Source organism: Salipiger aestuarii, from assembly GCF_003259905.1.
In the GTDB taxonomy this organism is placed as follows: domain Bacteria; phylum Pseudomonadota; class Alphaproteobacteria; order Rhodobacterales; family Rhodobacteraceae; genus Salipiger; species Salipiger aestuarii.
In genome coordinates, this window is record NZ_QLMG01000004.1 from 150,946 (window position 1) to 167,167 (window position 16,222).

The following is a 16,222-nucleotide window of genomic DNA, read 5'->3' on the forward strand; positions in this document are numbered from 1 at the left end:
TCTAGCGCCGCGCGCGCATCTTCAGCGACAGGGCTGTCACGCCGATGCCCGTGCTGAGCAGGTCGATGCCAAGAAACAGGCCGAGCAAGCTTCCCGGGTCCGCCGGAAGCGCAAGGATCACCAGAAGGCCCAGCACCACCGACACGGCCCCGGCGCCGACAAGCCAGCCCCATCCGGTGTGATGGCGCAGATCGATCCCCAGCCAGATGCGCAACAGGCCCGAGGCGATGAAGAACCCGGCGATGATCAGCGTCAAAGATACGATCCCGGCCAGCGGATTGGCGATCAGCGCGATCCCGAAGGCCAGAAGCAACAGGCCCAACACGCCCGACAGCCAACGGCCCGGCGCGCCGCCCTCGTCGCGAAAGGCGATCCACATCTGGATGGCACCACCCATGGCAAAGATGCCCCCGGCGATTGCCACGGCGGTCAGCGAGGCCGCAAACGGGTTCACAAACGCCATGACCCCCCCCACGATCAACAGGGCACCCAGAATCAGCATCCAACGCCAATCTGGGCGAGAGGGTGCCGTGTCCTTGCGGTCGGTCCGGTTCGTCTGGTCAGCCATGGTTACACTCCTTGCTCTGTCAATCCAACCGCTGCGCGGGGGGGCGGTTCCATGGCGAAACGTCGCATCAGCTATGCGTGATGGGCAGGGCGGGGGGTGCGACGTGGCGGTGTTAATCGTTTGTTAACGCCGTTTCTGCTTAGGTGACCCCATGAAACACGCCCTGCTGATGCCGCTCTTTTTTCTTGCAGCCTGCAACATGGGGGGGCCGGGATTTTACGGTGTCGCGCCGGTGAAACGCGATGTCGAAGGGTCAAGCTTTGTTATTCGCGTCAAGAATGACATGGCCGAAGCCATCCGCACCAGCCCGGAATTTCCGGCGCGCTACGGCCCGATCGCGGCCCGCGCGCAGAAGGCTGTCTTTCTGGAAACCGGATGCAAGCCCGCATGGGTGAGCGGCGATCCGGCCGTTATGGTCATGGGGCTGAGCTGCAACGGGAAACCGGCCCCGCCAGAGCCGCGCCGCAAGACGGTTTCCTGTGACATCATGGGCAGTTACATCAATGATCGCCTTGGCGGGCAAGCGACGCTGGAATGCACGGAATACTAAGCTTCTTGGACCGTTGCGCAGACGGTCTTTTCGTAAAACAGGCTGGAGCCGTTGGATCGGTAGGCGCCAAAGGGCGGGCGGCGGATGTAGCCGTGGCGCTCGTATAGCGATACCGCCGCCGCCAGTTTGTTGCCGGTCTCCAGGCGCAGCAGGGTCAGCCCTTCGGCTTTCGCCTCGGTCTCCAGATGCGCCAGAAGGCGGCGCGCCACGCCGATGCCCCGCGCCACCGGGGCGACGAACATCGACTTGACCTCGCCATAGCCGTCGCGACGCGCAAGAGCGGCACAGCCCAGCAGCTCGCCATCTTCTTCGGCGCCGTAAAAGGTGATGCCGTCGGCGCACAGCGCATCGCTGTCGAGGCAGGTGTTCTCGTCCGGGGGAAACAGCGATTCCATCAGCGCGTGGCTTTCGCTTAGCAAGGCGATGGCGCGTGGATCGCGCGGCGAGACGGGTTTTATAGAAAGCGGCATCGGCAGTTCCTTTCCAGCCTCGGGATGAAACGCGCTGGCATCACGTCGGTCAATCCCTTAGTTTGTCGGGATTCACGCAAGATATTGTGGATAACCCGTTGGTTCCCGCGACATGCGGCCCAAACGGTTTGACAGACTTCGGATTGGGCAGCCAAACTGCCCAGACGCATGGAATCAGGGCAGGTTTAGGTGCAGTTCTCACGCCTCAGGCTCACGGGCTTCAAGAGTTTTGTCGATCCCACAGACCTTGTCATTTCCGACGGGTTGACCGGTGTTGTCGGTCCGAACGGCTGTGGCAAATCCAACCTGCTGGAGGCGCTGCGTTGGGTGATGGGCGAAACCCGCGCCAAGGCGATGCGTGGATCCGGGATGGAGGACGTGATCTTTGCCGGGACGTCCACCCGCCCGGCGCGCAACTTTGCCGAGGTGTGCCTGACCATCGACAACTCGGATCGTCTCGCGCCGGCCGGGTTCAACGATTCCGACCAGTTGGAAATCGTGCGGCGCATCACCCGCGATGTCGGGTCGGCCTACAAGGCCAACAGCAAGGACACGCGGGCGCGCGATGTGCAGATGCTGTTTGCGGACGCGTCCACCGGGTCGACCTCGCCCGCGCTGGTGCGGCAGGGGCAGATTTCCGAACTTATCAACGCCAAGCCCAGGAATCGCCGTCGTATCCTTGAAGAGGCGGCAGGTATTTCGGGGCTGTATCAGCGTCGTCACGAGGCGGAACTGAAACTGAAGAACACCGAAACGAACCTGCTGCGGGTCGATGACGTGGTCGAACAGCTTGCGGGACAGCTTGGGCAACTGGCGCGGCAGGCGCGGCAGGCGGCGCGTTACCGGGCCATCGGCGCGGATCTGCGGCGCGCCGAGGGCATGCTGCTGTTTCGCCGCTGGAAAGAGGCCGACGCGGCCCGCCTTGCCGCCGAAGCCGACTATCGCGCGCGCGTCACCGCTGCCGCGCAGGCCGAAGGCGCCGCCAGCGCCGCCGCCAGACAACGTGCCGCACGCGAAGACATCCTGCCCGCCCTGCGCGAGGAAGAGGCGATCGCCGCAGCGGTATTGCAACGTCTGACGGTGCAACGTGACACCCTGTCCGATCAGGAACGCCGCGCCGCCGAAACGATCAACGCGCTCAGTCGCCGCATCTTGCAGATGGGCAGGGATATGGAGCGGGAATCGGGTCTGAACCGCGATGCCGGCGACACCATTGCGCAGCTCGAATCCGAAGCGCGCGCGCTAGAACAAGCGGGCGAAGGCCATGACGACCGCGTCGCCGAAGCGTCCGAGGCCGCGTCCGAGGCCGCAGCAATCCTGAGTGCGCGCGAGGCGGATCTGTCACAGCGCACCGAGGACGTCGCGCGCCTTGCCGCCCGCCACCAGTCGGCGCACCGCTTTCTGGCGGATGCCACCCGGCAGGTCGACCGCCACGAAGCCGAAGCCGCGCGCGCCCGTGCGGCGGTGGCCGAAGCCGGCGCTACGCTTGCCAGCGCGTCAGACCGAATGGATGCGGCGCGCGAAGCCTCGGAAGAGGCCTCCGAGGCCGCCGAATACGCCGAAGAGCGCCTTGCCGAAGCCGACGCCGCGCGGTCCGACACCGCCAGCCGCGAGGCCGACGCGCGCGCCGAACGCTCTGCCGCCGAGGGCGAATTCAACGCATTGCGCGCCGAGGTCACCGCGCTGGCCCGGCTGCTGGATCGCGACACTGCCGGGGGTGGGCAGATCCTTGACCGGCTTCACGTCGAACGGGGATTTGAAAAGGCGCTTGGCGCTGCGCTGGCGGACGATCTGCGCGCCCCCGAGGTCGATGCGGACGGCCCCACCGGATGGACCGCGCTGCCGCCCTATGACACGCCCCAGCCGCTGCCCGCCGGGCTGCCCTCGCTTGCGGGGCACGTTCGCGGACCCGACGCGCTTGCCCGTCGCCTCGGCCAGATCGGCCTTGTGGACGCCGCCAATGGCCCCCGCCTGCAACCGCTGCTGAGACCCGGTCAACGGCTGGTCAGCCGCGACGGCGATCTGTGGCGCTGGGATGGCTACCGGGCCTGGGCCGAAGACGCGCCCACGGCCGCCGCCCTGCGTCTGGAACAGATCAACAAGCTGGACCGGCTCACGCAGGAAATGGACGAGGTCGAGGCGCGCGTCGATCACATGCGCGCCACGCATGAAACGCTGGTGGCCACGCTTGCCCGCCAGACCGACGCCGACAAGGCGGCGCGCGATGCCCGCCGCGCCGCCGATCAGCGCATGAACGATGCGGTCCGCGCCGCCAACCGCGCCGAGGCCGACCGCAACATGGCCGAAGGCAAGCTGGAAAGCCTTGCCATGGCCGTGACACGCCACGAGGACGACGCGACCACCGCCCGCAGACAATTGCTTGAGGCACAGCGCGCGGTGGACGAACTTGGCGATCTGGAAACCGCCCGCGCCGAAGTCGAAGACATCAAGGTCACCGTCGAAGCGGCGCGCATGACGATGATGGCCCGCCGGTCCGGCCACGACGAATTGCGCCGCCAGGGCGAGACCCGCACTGCCCGCATGCAGACCGTCGCCAAGGACCTGTCCGGCTGGCGTCATCGGCTGGAAACGGCGGAAAGGCGCAGCGCCGAGCTGGCCGACCGCAAGGCCGCCGCCGAGGACGAGCTGGAAGAAGCGTCGGCCATTCCCGCCGAACTGGCGGAAAAGCGCGAGGAATTGAACGAGTCCATCGCGCGCGACGAAACCCGCCGCGCCGCCGCCGCCGAGGCGCTGGGTCTTGCCGAAACCGCTCTGCGCGACGCCATCGTCACCGAGCGCGACACCGAACGCACCGCGTCGGAGGCCCGCGAGGCCCGCGCCGGGTCGCAGGCCCGTCTTGAGGCCGCGCGCGAAACCGTCGATACCGCCGCCGCGCGCATTCTGGAAGAACAGGAAACGACGCCGCAAAAGCTGTTGGACCGGCTCGACGCGTTGCCCGAAGACATGCCGCCCTCGGATCAGATCGAGGCCGAGGTCAACCGGCTCAGGCGTCAGCGCGACAGTCTGGGCGCGGTCAACCTGCGTGCCGAGGAAGACGCCCGCGAAATCCAGGATGAGCACGACACGCTGGCCAGCGAGAAGACCGATCTCGAAGAGGCGATCAAGACGCTGCGCTCGGGCATCGCCTCGCTGAACCGCGAAGGGCGCGAACGGCTGCTGACCGCATTCGAACAGGTAAACAGCAACTTCCGCCTGCTGTTCACCCACCTGTTCAACGGCGGAGAGGCCAATCTTGTGATGGTCGAATCCGACGACCCGCTAGAGGCCGGCCTGGAAATCATGTGCCAGCCGCCGGGCAAAAAGCTTGCCACGCTGTCGCTGCTTTCGGGCGGTGAACAGACCCTGACGGCGCTGGCGCTGATCTTTGCGGTGTTCCTTGCCAACCCCGCCCCGATCTGCGTGCTGGATGAGGTCGACGCCCCGCTTGACGACGCCAACGTCACGCGGTTCTGCGATTTGCTGGACGAAATGTGCCGCCGCACCGATACCCGATTTCTTATCATCACCCACCACGCGGTGACGATGGCGCGGATGGACCGGCTGTATGGCGTCACGATGCAGGAACAGGGCGTGTCGCAGCTGGTGTCGGTCGATCTCAGGAAGGCGGCGAAGATGGTTGCCTGATCCGGCGCCGCTTACCCGTAGGTCAGCCTGTGACGTCGCCGCACCGAATCCGGACGCCCCGGCAGGCTGATCCGCGCATCGTTGCGCGCCTGCCGCGACACCACCTTGCCTTTGGAAATCACGCAAAGCCGGTCGGGGCGCAGCCGCAGCGCCTCGATCGCCGACCCGGCATCGAGCACCACAAGCGATGCGGCCTTGCCAGCCGCCAGCCCGTAATCGCCGAGCTGCATGATGCGGGCGTTTTCATCGGTCACCATGGTGAAACAGCGCTGCATTTCTTCCGGGGATGTCATCTGCGCCACATGCAGCCCCATGAACGCCACGTCGAGCATGTCGGCGGTGCCCAGCGAATACCATGGGTCGCGCACACAATCCTGCCCCCAGCCCACGGTGATGCCATGTGCCTGCATTTCCTTGACCCGCGTCAGCCCGCGCCGTTTCGGGAAGGTGTCGTGCCGCCCTTGCAGGGTGATGTTGATGAGCGGGTTGGGAATGGCGGAAATCTGCGCTTCGGCCATCAGCGGCAGCAGCTTGCTGACATAGTAATTATCCATCGAATGCATCGAGGTCAGATGAGACCCGGCGACCCGCCCATGCAGCCCGAGCCGCTGGGTTTCATAGCACAGCGTTTCGATATGGCGCGACAGCGGGTCGTCGGATTCATCGCAATGCAGATCGACCGGCAGGCCCCGTTCGGCGGCAATCTCGCACAGTTCGCGCACGGATGCCGCGCCCTCGGCCATGCTGCGTTCGAAATGCGGGATGCCGCCGACCACATCGACGCCCATATCCAGCGCGCGCAACGTGTTCGCACGCGCCGTGGGGTCACGGTAGAACCCGTCCTGGGGAAACGCGACCAGTTGCAGATCCAGATAGGGTTTGACGATCTCGCGCACCTGCAACATCGCCTCGACCCCCTTGAGGCTGTCATCGCAGGTGTCGACATGGCTGCGCACCGCCAGCAGGCCCATGCTGACGGCCCAGTCGCAATAGGCCAGCGCGCGTTGCACCATGTCATCGACGGTGGCGATCTCTTTCAGTTCTCCCCACAGCGCGATGCCTTCCATCAGGGTGCCAGATGCGTTGATGCGCGGGGTGCCATAGGACAGCGTCGCGTCCATATGGAAATGCGGGTCGACAAAGGGGGGCGAGACGAGGTCCCCCGCCGCGTCGATCACGGTGCCGGCATCGCCGCCGGTCAGATCGCCGATGGCGGCGATGGTGGCGCCGGTGATGCCGATGTCCTTGACGGTTCCGTCGGGCAGGGTGCCCCCCTTTACGAGAATGTCGAAACTGGGCATCAGCGGTCTCCGCGATTGAAGGGGGTCATCAGGGCGGCGGGCACTTCGGCGCGCCGCGACATGGCGATCAGGGCAAGGATGGACAGCAGATAGGGGATCATCAGGAACACCTGATAGGGCACGACCTGCCCCAGCCCGGTTTGTTGCAGCCGGATTTGCAGCGCGTCGAACCCGGCGAACAAAAGCGCGCCCAGCAGCGCCTTTCCCGGTTTCCAGGCGCCGAACACCACCAGCGCGATGCAGATCCAGCCGCGCCCGTTGACCATTTCAAAAAAGAAGCTGGAAAATGCCGACATGGTCAGGAACGCCCCGCCCACGGCCATCAGGCCGGACCCGACGATCACCGCGCCCATGCGGATGGCGGTGACCGACAGGCCCTGCGCCTCGACGGCCTGCGGGTTTTCCCCGGCGGCGCGGACGGCAAGGCCGAGCGGCGTGCGAAACAGTACCAGCGCGGTGGCGCCCGCCGCCGCGAATCCTGCCCATGTCAGCGCGGTTTGGGAAAACAGCGCCTGGCCCAGCCACGGCAGGTTCGACAGTACGGGGATATGGAGCGGCTGAAACGGGGTGATGCGCGGCGGGTTGGTGACCTGCGGCAGCGCAAGGCGATAGGCGTAATAGGCCGCCGCCGTGGCCAGCATGGTGATGCCCAGCCCCACAACGTGCTGCGACAGGCCAAAGGGAACGGTCAGCAGCCCGTGCAAGGCGCCGAACGCCATGCCTCCCAGCATCGCCACGGCGACGCCGCCCCACAACGGCAGGCCGGCGTAGACGGCCATCCAGCCCGCAAAGGCGCCAAAGACCATGATCCCCTCGATCCCGAGGTTCAGCACGCCGGCACGTTCGCAGATCAGCTCTCCCATCGTGGCAAAGATCAGCGGAGAGGCGATGCGCAGGATGGCGGCCCAAAAGCTGGCGCTTATCAGGATGTCGGCGATTTCGGTCATCCGCGCACCACCCGGAACCTTGTGAGCAGGATCGCCAGCACCATGAACAGCAGCGCGCAGGCCAGCAACAGGTCAGCGATATAGGTCGGCACTTGCGCGGCGCGCGACATGCTGTCGGCGCCGACAAAGATCCCCGCCACGAACAGCGCCGAAATCACGACGCCCATGGGGTGCAGCAGCGCCAGCATGGCGACCACGATGCCGGTATAGCCAAAACTGGCCGACAGATCGGTGGTCAGGTTCCCCTTGAGGCCCGCCACCTCGGAAAATCCCGCCAGCGCGGCAAGTCCGCCGGACAGCAGCGCGGTCTTCACCAAGACCCTGGTCACCGGGATGCCGGCAAAGCGCGCGGCCTGCGGGTTGGCGCCCACCGCGCGGATTTCATAGCCAAGCGTGGTGCGGGTCTGGATCAGCCAGACCCCGGCGGCGCAGATCAGCGCCAGCCCAAACCCCCAATGCAGGCGCAGCCCGTCGACGATGCGCGGCAGGCGCGCATCGCGCGGCAGTGACGGCGATTTCGGCCATCCCATACCCATCGGATCCTTCAGCGGCCCTTCGAGAAGGTAGGAAATGAACAGCGCCATGACAAAGTTCAGCAGCAGGGTCGTGACGACCTCGTCTACGCCAAGACGGGTTTTGAGCAGCACCGGCCCCAGCAGCACCAGCGCGCCCGCCATGACAGCGCCAAGCGCCATCAGCGGTATGGCAAGCGGGCCGGGCAGGCCCAGTTGCGTGCCAATCAGCACGGTCATCAGCGCGCCCGCGTATAGCTGCGCCTCGGCCCCGATGTTCCACAGCCGGGCACGAAAGGCGACGGCCACGGCAAGGCCGGTAAAGACCAGCGGAGTGGCGCGGTTCAGCGTTTCAAGCGCCGCGAATTTCGACCCGAAGGCACCTTTGACGATCAGACCGAAGGTTTGCAACGGGTTGGCGCCCGCAAGCGCGGCCAGCAGCCCCGCCACCGCAATGGTGGCCGCGATGGCGATGGCCGGGGGCACTAGCGTGCGCGCATGGCTTGGGGCGGCGATGGGTTCCAGCCGCATCAGCGGACGATCCTTTCGGGGCGTGTCTGGCAGGTGTCAGGCCGCATGGTCAAATCCTTGTCCGGCCATCCACTGGCCAAGCTCTGTCGGCGTCTTGGTGCCGCGTGGGAATTCCGGGGACAGGCGACCTTCGGAGATGACGCGGATGCTGTCGGACAGGGTCAGGATCTCATCCAGATCTTCCGAGATCAGCAGCACGGCGGCGCCTGCGTCGCGGGCGGCGATCAGCTGTTCCTGCACATAGGTGACCGCGCCGATATCGAGTCCGCGCACCGGCTGGTTGGCCAGGATGATGCGCGGCGCGGCTTCCAGAACGCGGCCCAGGATCAGCTTTTGCATGTTGCCGCCCGACAGCAGCCGGATGCGTGTGTCGGGGCCGGGGCAGCGCACATCGTATTTGTCGATGATGGCATCGGTGGCGGTGCGGGCGGCGCGCCAGTTCATCCAGCCGCCGCGCGCGGTTGTGGCGTAGTTTTCCAGCACCGTGTTTTCGGTCAGGGTGAAATCCGCGATGGTGCCGGTCTTGTGCCGGTCTTCGGGGATGCGCCCGATGCCAAGCGCAACGGCGGTGCGGGGGGACCACGCGTCAGGGCGTTTGTCGGCAAGGGTCAGAGTGCCTTGGGTGGGGCTTTCAAGGCCGGACAACAGGTCGGCCAGCGCGCCCTGGCCGTTGCCCGACACGCCTGCCAGACCAAGGATCTGCCCCGCGCGCAGGTCAAGCGCGACGTCTTGCAGGCCGGGGCGGTTGCCCTGCCGCGCGGTGCTGACGTTGTCGAGTTTCAACAGGGTTTCGCCGGGGCGGGCCTCGGCGGGGGCGGGGGCGGTGATTTCGGCCCCGACCATCATCGTGGCAAGTTGGTGGCGGTCGGTCGCATCGGTCGCGGTTTCTCCCACCAGCTTGCCATGCCGCAGCACCAGAACGCGGCTGGAAATCGCCATCACCTCATGCAGCTTGTGGCTGATAAAGATCACCGACAGCCCCTGCGCCAGCATCCGGCGTAGCGTGTCGAACAGGGCATCGGCCTCTTGTGGGGTCAGCACGGCTGTCGGTTCATCCAGGATCAGGATTCGGGCATCGCGAAACAGCGCCTTGAGAATCTCGACCCGCTGGCGTTCGCCCACCGACAGCGCCGCGATGCGGGCATCGGGGTCGACCGCAAGTCCGAAATCCTGCGCCAGTTGCGCCAGTTTGCGCCGCGCCGCGCCCCGTCCAGGCGACAACGACAGCAGCGGGCGCGTGCCCAGCAGCACGTTGTCGAGAACGGTCAGGTTGTCGGCCAGCGTGAAATGCTGGTGCACCATGCCGACGCCCGCGTTCAGCGCCGCCCCCGGCTGGCCGGGGGGCAGCGTCTGGCCCATGACTTCGACCGTGCCGGCGTCGGCGGTGTAATGCCCGAACAGGATGTTCATCAGCGTGGTCTTGCCCGCGCCGTTTTCGCCCAGCAGGGCGACGACTTCACCGCGCGCCAGTGACAGCGAGATGCCGTCGTTGGCGGTAAGCTGGCCGAACCGTTTGGTAATGCCGGAAAGGCGCAGGACAGGGCCCTGCGCCGTCGTTTCTGGGGGCATCAGGACGAGGTAGGCTCGCTGTCGTCGATCTCGACCGTGAATTCGCCCGACGTGATGGCGGCTTGCTTGGCAGCGACCATATCCAGCGCGTCTTGCGGGATCTTGCCGTCGAAGGTGCCGAGCGGGGCGAGCGAACAGCCGCCTTCCTTCATGAAGCTGTAAAGGCCGTAATTGTCGGCCGCAAAGCTGCCGTCGCCAATCCTGGCCAGTGCCGCCGCCAGCGTCGGGCCGAAATCCCACAGGGCCGAGGCGACGACCGTGTCGGGGTAATCGGATTGCGTGTCGATGACGTTGCCAATGGCAAGGATGCCTTTTTCCTGGGCCGCGTCGGACACGCCGAAGCGTTCGGCATACAGCATGTCAGCGCCGTTTTCGATCATCGCGAACGCGGTTTCCTTGGCCTTGGGCGGATCGAACCACGACCCGATAAAGCTGACCTGGAATTCCGCTTCGGGCTTGATTTCGCGCACGCCCGCCATGAAGGCATGCATCAGGCGGTTGACCTCGGGGATGGGAAAGCCTCCGACCATGCCGATGTTGCCCGTCTCGCTCATCGCGCCGGCGATGATGCCCGACAGGTACGATGCATCCTGGATGTAGTTGTCGAACACCGCGAGGTTGGGATATTCGGGGTCTGGCATGAAGGACGAGCCCAGCAGGAACGCGGTATCGGGGTAATCCAGCACCACTTCACGCGCTTCCTGTTCCACCCCGAAAATCTCGCCCACGATCAGCTGGACGCCCTGTTCGGCATATTCGCGCATGACGCGCGGATAATCGGTGTTGGCGGTGTTTTCGCTGAAGGTATAGGTGATCAGCCCCTGTTCGGCGGCAGCCTCGGCGGCGACATGGATGCGGCTGACCCACTGCTGTTCGACTGGCACGGTATAAATCCCGGCCACGGAAATCGGGTCCTGGGCGAACAGCGATCCGGGCAGCATCCCGAAGGCCACGGTCAGCCCGGCAGAGCCAAGCAGCATGCGGCGGCGCGTCATCTGGGCAAGCATTGTCTTTCTGTCGGTCATCTGGACCATCCCCTGTTGGTGTCTAATTTTTGACCAAACGGTAAGGGAACAGGTCGTGCAACCACAAGCCAGAATCGCATCGTGCGGTCGCGCCGTCGAAATAGTGCCCGAAAAACGGGCGGATGCGTCTAGCCGATCGCGTGGCGCCAGCTGGCGGAATACGCGCCTGTCACATGGTGTTCGAGCTGCCGTTCGATGTCACCCAGCAGCGACGAGGCGCCAAAGCGGAACAGGTCGGGGCGCAGCCAGCGGTCGCCCAGCTCGTCCTTGACGAGGCTCAGGTACACGAGCGCGTCCTTGGCCCTGGAAATGCCGCCGGCGGGTTTGTAGCCAACGCGACAGCCGGTTTCCCCGTGATAGTCGCGGATCGCCCGCATCATCACGAGGCTGACCGGAAGCGTGGCGTTGACGCTTTCCTTGCCGGTCGAGGTCTTGATGAAATCCGCCCCGGCCATCATGCAGACCATCGACGCGCGCGCGACGTTTTGCAACGTGCCAAGCTCTCCCGTGGCCAGGATCGCCTTGATGTGGGCATCGCCGCAGGCCTCGCGAAAGGTCTTCACCTCGTCGTACAGCCCCTGCCAGTCGCCGGTCAGCACCTTGCGGCGGGAAATCACGATGTCGATCTCGCGCGCGCCCGCACTGACGCTTTCGCCGATCTCGGCCACCCGCAGACCAAAGGGCGACAGCCCCGCCGGAAAGCCTGTCGAGACGGCGGCGACCGGGATGTTCGTGCCCGCAAGGGCCGACACCGCCGGTGCGATCATGTCGTGATAGACGCAGACCGCGCCGACGGTCAGCCCGTCCAGCCCGAGGGCTGCCAGCAGATCGGCGCGCACCGGCTGACGCGCCTTGGCGCACAGCCGCGCGACACGGCCCGGCGTGTCGTCGCCCGCCAACGTCGTCAGGTCGATGCAGCTGATCGCACGGGCCAGCCAGGCGGCCTGATGATCCTTTTTCAGCGTCCGGCGCCCCGGCAGCGTGGCCGCGCGCCGTTCGATGGCGGACCGGTTGGCGGTGCGGCGCATCACCATGTCCATATCCAGCGGCATGCCGGGATTGCGCGGGTCCGTGGTCTGGGGCAGGTGGGTCTGTGTGGTCTGGGCTTCGGTCATCGGGGCGTCCTTTGGTGGACGTTCGCACGGGCGGGCGGGCGGGCGCAATACGGCGCGCGGCGTCAGGATCAGCGAATCCGGTTCGACAACCAGCGCAGGATGCGGTTCTTTTGTGGGCGCAGCAGTTCCAGATGCAGGATTCGCGGTTTCGGCGCATCGGTCCAGATCAGCTCGGACGCTTCGAACACGCGTTTGTTGAATTGCGGGGGCAGGACGTAGAACGCCGCGTCCGAGCGCCACAGCGCCTCGCGGAAACTGGGCTGGTCGATCTTCATCCCCGAGGCGGCAAAGCTGCTGGCCCAATCGTCGAACAGCGCCAGCGTGGCGGGGGTCTTGCGATACAAAAGCACGCCGGTGTTGATCTCGGGGAAGGTCTCCGGCAATTCCAGCGCGATCGGTTTCTGGTGGCGCGGCCGGTGCCACAGGATCACCTGCGCGCCACAGATCTCGTATTTGCGCAGCAGATCGAACAGCGAGCCAAGGTCGGAGCGCACGAGCGTGTCGTTGTCCAGGAACAGCGTTTCGTCATACGGGCTTTGGCCCAGCAGGTTCACCTTGGGGCGTTTCAGCCCGTCGGGCACGATGCGCGCCGCGTCAAACCCGCTGGTGTCGTCGCCTTGCTTGCACCAGATCGTGGTACCCAGCGAAGGGTTGGATTGTTTGACGCTGGCCGCCGATCGGCGCGCCACGTCGACGTGATCGCGCCCCCAGGCGACATAGACGATGCCTCTTGAAACCTGTGTCATGCGCGCTCCTTTGATCGTTGGCTAGAGATACGCGCACGCCGGGACGAGCGCACCCCTTGTGTTTGATCTTTTGGTGTTCCGCCGCCGGACGTTTTGCGCCAGTGCTGACCGCGCCGCTTGCAGCGGCAGTGCTGACCGCGCCTCTTGCGGCGGCAGTGCTGACCGCGCCTCTTGCGGCGCCAGTGCTGACCGCGCCTCTTGCGGCGGCAGTACCGGCCGGCGCAGGATCGCCAAAACCAAAGGACAGCCCATGATCGCCATCATCTTCGAAGTCATTCCCGCCGAGGGGCGGCGCGCCCAATATCTGGATATTGCCGCGGCGATGCGCCCGATGGTCGAAGAGGTCGAGGGGTTTATCTCGGTCGAGCGCTTCGAAAGCCTGACCAATCCGGGCAAGCTGCTGTCGATCAGCTTTTTCGAAGACGAGGCAGCGGTCGAACGCTGGCGGCAGCTTCCGGCGCATCGTGGCGCGCAACGGGCCGGGCGTGAGGGCATTTTTGCCGATTACCGCCTGCGGGTGTGCCATGTGCTGCGCGACTACGGCATGTCCGAGCGCGACGAGGCCCCGCGGGACAGCCTTGCGACCCATGGCTGAAACGCGATGCGGCGCCCGTGCGGGGCGCCGCTGTTCAGGTCAGATGCCCGATTTCACGATGGCATTGGCCAGGATCGGGATCGTGGTTTTGTTGAGGCCAGCGATGTTCATGCGCGAATCGCCGACCATGTAGATGCCGTGATCGCGGCGCAGCGTTTCGACCTGTTCGGGCGTTGCGCCAAGGCGCGAGAACATGCCCCGGTGCTGGGCAAGAAAATTGAAGCGGTCCGAATTGGTCAGCCGCTTGAGTTCATCCGCCAGCTGCTGGCGCAGGCCCAGCATGGAATTGCGCACCTCTTCCAGCTCGGCGGCCCAGTCGGCGCGCAGGTCGGGGTCGTTCAGCACCATGGTCACCAGCCGCGCGCCGTGGTCCGGCGGAAAGCTGTAGTTCTGACGGTTGAGGTAGTTCAGCGTGCCCTGGTTCAGCTTGGTGCGCGAGGCATCCTTGGCCACGGCCATCAGCAGCCCGGTGCGTTCGCGATAAATGCCGAAGTTCTTGGAGCAAGACGCCGCGATGATCACCTCGGGCATCTTTTCGCAGACCATGCGCACCCCCATGGCATCCTGTTCCAGCCCGTCGCCAAAGCCCTGGTAGGCGATGTCGATCATCGGCACGGCCTCTTTTTCCAGCAGCAGCTCGATCACCGCCTTCCACTGGGCGCCGGTCAGGTTCGCGCCGGTCGGATTGTGGCAGCAGCCGTGCAGCAGCACCACGTCGCCGGGCATCGCCTGCGTGAGGTCCGCGATCATGTGGGTGAAATCCACGCTCCGCGTTTCGGCGTCAAAATACCGATATGGGGTAAAGGCGATGCCCATGTGTTTCAGGATCGACAGATGATTCGGCCAGGTCGGATCGGACACCCAGACCCGCGCCCTGGGGTTCGCCTGAAGCACAAGGTCAAAGCCCTGGCGCACGGCACCGGTGCCGCCGGGGGTCGCCGCCGCGGCGATGTTGGCGCGCGGCACGCTGTCACCCAGCACGAGGGTCGACAGCGCCTCGGTGAAGCCGGGATCGCCCGCCAGACCGGTGTAGCTTTTGGTGGTCTCGGCGTCCCACAGCATTTTCTCGGCGGCCTTGATGGCGCGCATGATGGGCGTGTTGCCGCTGGCGTCCTTGTAGACACCGACGCCAAGGTCGATCTTGGTGTCGCGCGGGTCTTCGCGATACAGCTGCATCAGGGCCAGGATCTTGTCAGCGGGCTGTTCCTTGAGGGACTCGAACATCATGCGTCTCCGGTGGCGACGGGGAGGGTGGGGAATTGCCCCCACTCGGTCCAGGACCCGTCATAGAGGGAATGGTCGGACTTGCCCGTGCGGGTCAGGGCAAGGTTGAGGATGGCGGCGGTGACGCCCGACCCGCAAGAGGTGATCGCGGGCTTTTTCAGGTCGACGCCGGCGGCTTCGAAGGTGGCGCGCAGGTCGGCGGGGGATTTCATCGTGCCGTCGTCGTTGAGGACAGCCTTGAAGGGCACGTTCCGTGCGCCGGGGATATGGCCCGCGCGCAGGCCGGGGCGCGGTTCGGCGACCTCGCCGCGGAACCGGTCGGGGGCGCGGGAGTCGATGATCTCGGTGTCTTTGAGCTTTGATGCGGCAGAGACCTGCGTGACATCGCGCACCATCTGGTTCTGGCGGCGCACGGTCATGTGGCGGTCGCGGATCACCGGGGGCATGTCTTCGATGGTCCGTCCTTCGGCCTGCCATTTCGGCAGCCCCCCGTCGAGCACGGCGATGTCATCCTGCCCCATCAGCTTGAACAGCCACCAGACGCGGGCGGCGCTGAACAGGCCGTAGCTGTCATAGACCACGATCTGGTGCCCGTCGCCAACGCCAAGTGCGCGCATCCGCGACATGAACTTTTCCACCGGCGGGACCATATGCGGCAGGTCCGAGCGGGCATCGCTGACATCGTCGATATCGAAGAACCGCGCGCCGGGAATATGGGCGGCGTCGTATTCGCGGCGAGGATCCCGTCCCGAGCCCGGCATGTGCCAGGTGGCATCGAGGATGCGCAGGTCCGGATCCCTGAGATGCGCGGCCAGCCAGTCCGTCGAGACCAGCGTCCTGGGGTCGTCTTGCATCGTCAAAGGCCCTCCCGTGGCAGGTTGCGCGGTGTTTTCCTAAGCGTTGGGGGGCTGAGGTGCAAGGGTGGGGGGCGGTTGTATCGCGACACCTACCAAGTTAATCGTCTCTCTTATCTTGGCTCTCTCAAATGTCTGAGATTGTCCGCGTCACCTTGCCGTTACTTATTGATAGCATCGTTCGAATTGCCATCCGCACCTTTGGACTCGAAAGTCTGTATCTGTCACATCCCGGCAGGTAGTATGGCTGCTTCTTGAACAACTCCGGCTTGAGTTTGTTCCCGTCCTTCATGGCCTGCAAGGGCGTATTGCTGCCCAGGGCTGATTGCGGGAGCTGCGGGTTGTAGAGCCAGACGTAGCGGTGCAGCGTCGTTTCCAGCTCTTCGCCGGATTGGAAGTGGTGGCTTTGCAGCACGTCCTCGATGCGGCCATTGAACCTCTCGACCATCCCGTTGGTTTGGGGCGATTTTGGCGGGGTCAGGCGATGGCCGATATCGAGTGAGGCGCAGAGTCTGTCAAACTCGTGCGCTCCGGTCGCGGCGCGTTTGCGTAGGCCGAAGAGGCGATCCG

14 protein-coding genes and 1 pseudogene are annotated in these 16,222 nt (G+C 65.4%); 3 read left to right on the forward strand and 12 right to left on the reverse strand.

From position 1 onward, the window contains the following. Position 1: 1 nt before the first annotated feature. Positions 2 to 568, reverse strand: a complete 567-nt coding sequence (locus tag ATI53_RS04125) for an HdeD family acid-resistance protein (RefSeq protein WP_009505659.1) — start codon at positions 566 to 568, stop codon at positions 2 to 4. 151 nt (positions 569 to 719) lie between these two features. On the opposite strand from ATI53_RS04125, the gene ATI53_RS04130 reads away from it, so the two are divergent. Continuing rightward, the gene (locus ATI53_RS04130; protein WP_111549783.1) at positions 720 to 1,118 is read left to right on the forward strand and encodes a hypothetical protein; all 399 of its coding nucleotides are present in this window, start codon (positions 720 to 722) and stop codon (positions 1,116 to 1,118) included. Here the strand turns inward: ATI53_RS04130 and ATI53_RS04135 are convergent. Further along, positions 1,115 to 1,588: a GNAT family N-acetyltransferase gene (locus ATI53_RS04135; RefSeq protein ID WP_111549784.1), complete on the reverse strand. Its 474-nt coding sequence runs from the start codon at positions 1,586 to 1,588 to the stop codon at positions 1,115 to 1,117. The two genes, ATI53_RS04130 and ATI53_RS04135, sit on opposite strands and share 4 nt — an antisense overlap. A gap of 189 nt (positions 1,589 to 1,777) precedes the next feature. On the opposite strand from ATI53_RS04135, the gene ATI53_RS04140 reads away from it, so the two are divergent. Continuing rightward, a complete protein-coding gene (locus ATI53_RS04140) occupies positions 1,778 to 5,233 on the forward strand; it encodes a chromosome segregation SMC family protein (RefSeq protein ID WP_111549785.1) in 3,456 nt (1,151 codons plus the stop codon). An 11-nt stretch (positions 5,234 to 5,244) separates the two neighbouring features. Here ATI53_RS04140 and ATI53_RS04145 read toward each other — a convergent pair whose 3' ends face one another. The 7 genes from ATI53_RS04145 to ATI53_RS04175 all read right to left on the reverse strand — a co-directional run bounded on the left by ATI53_RS04145 (position 5,245) and on the right by ATI53_RS04175 (position 12,979). Further along, positions 5,245 to 6,534: an amidohydrolase family protein gene (locus tag ATI53_RS04145; RefSeq protein ID WP_009505663.1), complete on the reverse strand. Its 1,290-nt coding sequence runs from the start codon at positions 6,532 to 6,534 to the stop codon at positions 5,245 to 5,247. Further along, complete coding sequence (locus tag ATI53_RS04150; protein ID WP_009505664.1) at positions 6,534 to 7,481, reverse strand: ABC transporter permease; 948 nt, start codon at positions 7,479 to 7,481, stop codon at positions 6,534 to 6,536. The genes ATI53_RS04145 and ATI53_RS04150 overlap by 1 nt, the downstream gene beginning before the upstream one ends. Then, positions 7,478 to 8,524 carry an ABC transporter permease gene (locus ATI53_RS04155; protein WP_009505665.1) on the reverse strand — a complete coding sequence of 349 codons (1,047 nt, stop codon included), beginning with the start codon at positions 8,522 to 8,524 and terminating at the stop codon, positions 7,478 to 7,480. Before ATI53_RS04155 ends, ATI53_RS04150 begins: the two co-directional genes overlap by 4 nt. Before the next feature lie 36 nt (positions 8,525 to 8,560). Beyond that, positions 8,561 to 10,093: an ABC transporter ATP-binding protein gene (locus ATI53_RS04160; RefSeq protein ID WP_111549786.1), complete on the reverse strand. Its 1,533-nt coding sequence runs from the start codon at positions 10,091 to 10,093 to the stop codon at positions 8,561 to 8,563. Beyond that, positions 10,093 to 11,118: a BMP family protein gene (locus tag ATI53_RS04165; RefSeq protein WP_034453027.1), complete on the reverse strand. Its 1,026-nt coding sequence runs from the start codon at positions 11,116 to 11,118 to the stop codon at positions 10,093 to 10,095. The genes ATI53_RS04160 and ATI53_RS04165 overlap by 1 nt, the downstream gene beginning before the upstream one ends. Before the next feature lie 128 nt (positions 11,119 to 11,246). After that, the gene (gene deoC / locus ATI53_RS04170; protein WP_111549787.1) at positions 11,247 to 12,233 is read right to left on the reverse strand and encodes a deoxyribose-phosphate aldolase; all 987 of its coding nucleotides are present in this window, start codon (positions 12,231 to 12,233) and stop codon (positions 11,247 to 11,249) included. 68 nt (positions 12,234 to 12,301) lie between these two features. Continuing rightward, on the reverse strand, positions 12,302 to 12,979 hold the full coding sequence (locus tag ATI53_RS04175) for a putative nucleotide-diphospho-sugar transferase (RefSeq protein WP_009505669.1): 678 nt from the start codon (positions 12,977 to 12,979) through the stop codon (positions 12,302 to 12,304). Between the two features lie 250 nt (positions 12,980 to 13,229). Here ATI53_RS04175 and ATI53_RS04185 point away from each other — a divergent pair, with 250 nt between their 5' ends. Then, the gene (locus ATI53_RS04185) at positions 13,230 to 13,574 is read left to right on the forward strand and encodes an antibiotic biosynthesis monooxygenase family protein (protein ID WP_009505670.1); all 345 of its coding nucleotides are present in this window, start codon (positions 13,230 to 13,232) and stop codon (positions 13,572 to 13,574) included. A 39-nt stretch (positions 13,575 to 13,613) separates the two neighbouring features. On the opposite strand, the gene ATI53_RS04190 is transcribed toward ATI53_RS04185, so the two are convergent. From ATI53_RS04190 to ATI53_RS04200, 3 genes and pseudogenes are all read right to left on the reverse strand, one after another. Next, entirely contained in the window at positions 13,614 to 14,798 is a 1,185-nt protein-coding gene (locus ATI53_RS04190; RefSeq protein ID WP_009505671.1) for an amino acid aminotransferase, read from the reverse strand. Continuing rightward, positions 14,798 to 15,652 carry a 3-mercaptopyruvate sulfurtransferase gene (gene sseA, locus ATI53_RS04195; RefSeq protein WP_009505672.1) on the reverse strand — a complete coding sequence of 285 codons (855 nt, stop codon included), beginning with the start codon at positions 15,650 to 15,652 and terminating at the stop codon, positions 14,798 to 14,800. The genes ATI53_RS04190 and sseA overlap by 1 nt, the downstream gene beginning before the upstream one ends. A 223-nt stretch (positions 15,653 to 15,875) precedes the next feature. Continuing rightward, a pseudogene (locus ATI53_RS04200) lies at positions 15,876 to 16,222 on the reverse strand (integrase core domain-containing protein); the annotation flags it as partial.

Excerpts from the sequence above, each read along its gene's own strand:
- ATI53_RS04150 (WP_009505664.1), bottom strand. The coding sequence starts at position 7,481 with ATGACCGAAATCGCCGACATCCTGATAAGCGCCAGCTTTTGGGCCGCC.
- deoC (WP_111549787.1), bottom strand. The coding sequence starts at position 12,233 with ATGACCGAAGCCCAGACCACACAGACCCACCTGCCCCAGACCACGGAC.
- ATI53_RS04160 (WP_111549786.1), bottom strand. The coding sequence starts at position 10,093 with ATGCCCCCAGAAACGACGGCGCAGGGCCCTGTCCTGCGCCTTTCCGGC.
- ATI53_RS04165 (WP_034453027.1), bottom strand. The coding sequence starts at position 11,118 with ATGACCGACAGAAAGACAATGCTTGCCCAGATGACGCGCCGCCGCATG.
- ATI53_RS04175 (WP_009505669.1), bottom strand. The coding sequence starts at position 12,979 with ATGACACAGGTTTCAAGAGGCATCGTCTATGTCGCCTGGGGGCGCGAT.
- ATI53_RS04130 (WP_111549783.1), top strand. The coding sequence starts at position 720 with ATGAAACACGCCCTGCTGATGCCGCTCTTTTTTCTTGCAGCCTGCAAC.
- ATI53_RS04155 (WP_009505665.1), bottom strand. The coding sequence starts at position 8,524 with ATGCGGCTGGAACCCATCGCCGCCCCAAGCCATGCGCGCACGCTAGTG.
- ATI53_RS04145 (WP_009505663.1), bottom strand. The coding sequence starts at position 6,534 with ATGCCCAGTTTCGACATTCTCGTAAAGGGGGGCACCCTGCCCGACGGA.
- ATI53_RS04190 (WP_009505671.1), bottom strand. The coding sequence starts at position 14,798 with ATGTTCGAGTCCCTCAAGGAACAGCCCGCTGACAAGATCCTGGCCCTG.
- sseA (WP_009505672.1), bottom strand. The coding sequence starts at position 15,652 with ATGCAAGACGACCCCAGGACGCTGGTCTCGACGGACTGGCTGGCCGCG.
- ATI53_RS04185 (WP_009505670.1), top strand. The coding sequence starts at position 13,230 with ATGATCGCCATCATCTTCGAAGTCATTCCCGCCGAGGGGCGGCGCGCC.
- ATI53_RS04135 (WP_111549784.1), bottom strand. The coding sequence starts at position 1,588 with ATGCCGCTTTCTATAAAACCCGTCTCGCCGCGCGATCCACGCGCCATC.
- ATI53_RS04125 (WP_009505659.1), bottom strand. The coding sequence starts at position 568 with ATGGCTGACCAGACGAACCGGACCGACCGCAAGGACACGGCACCCTCT.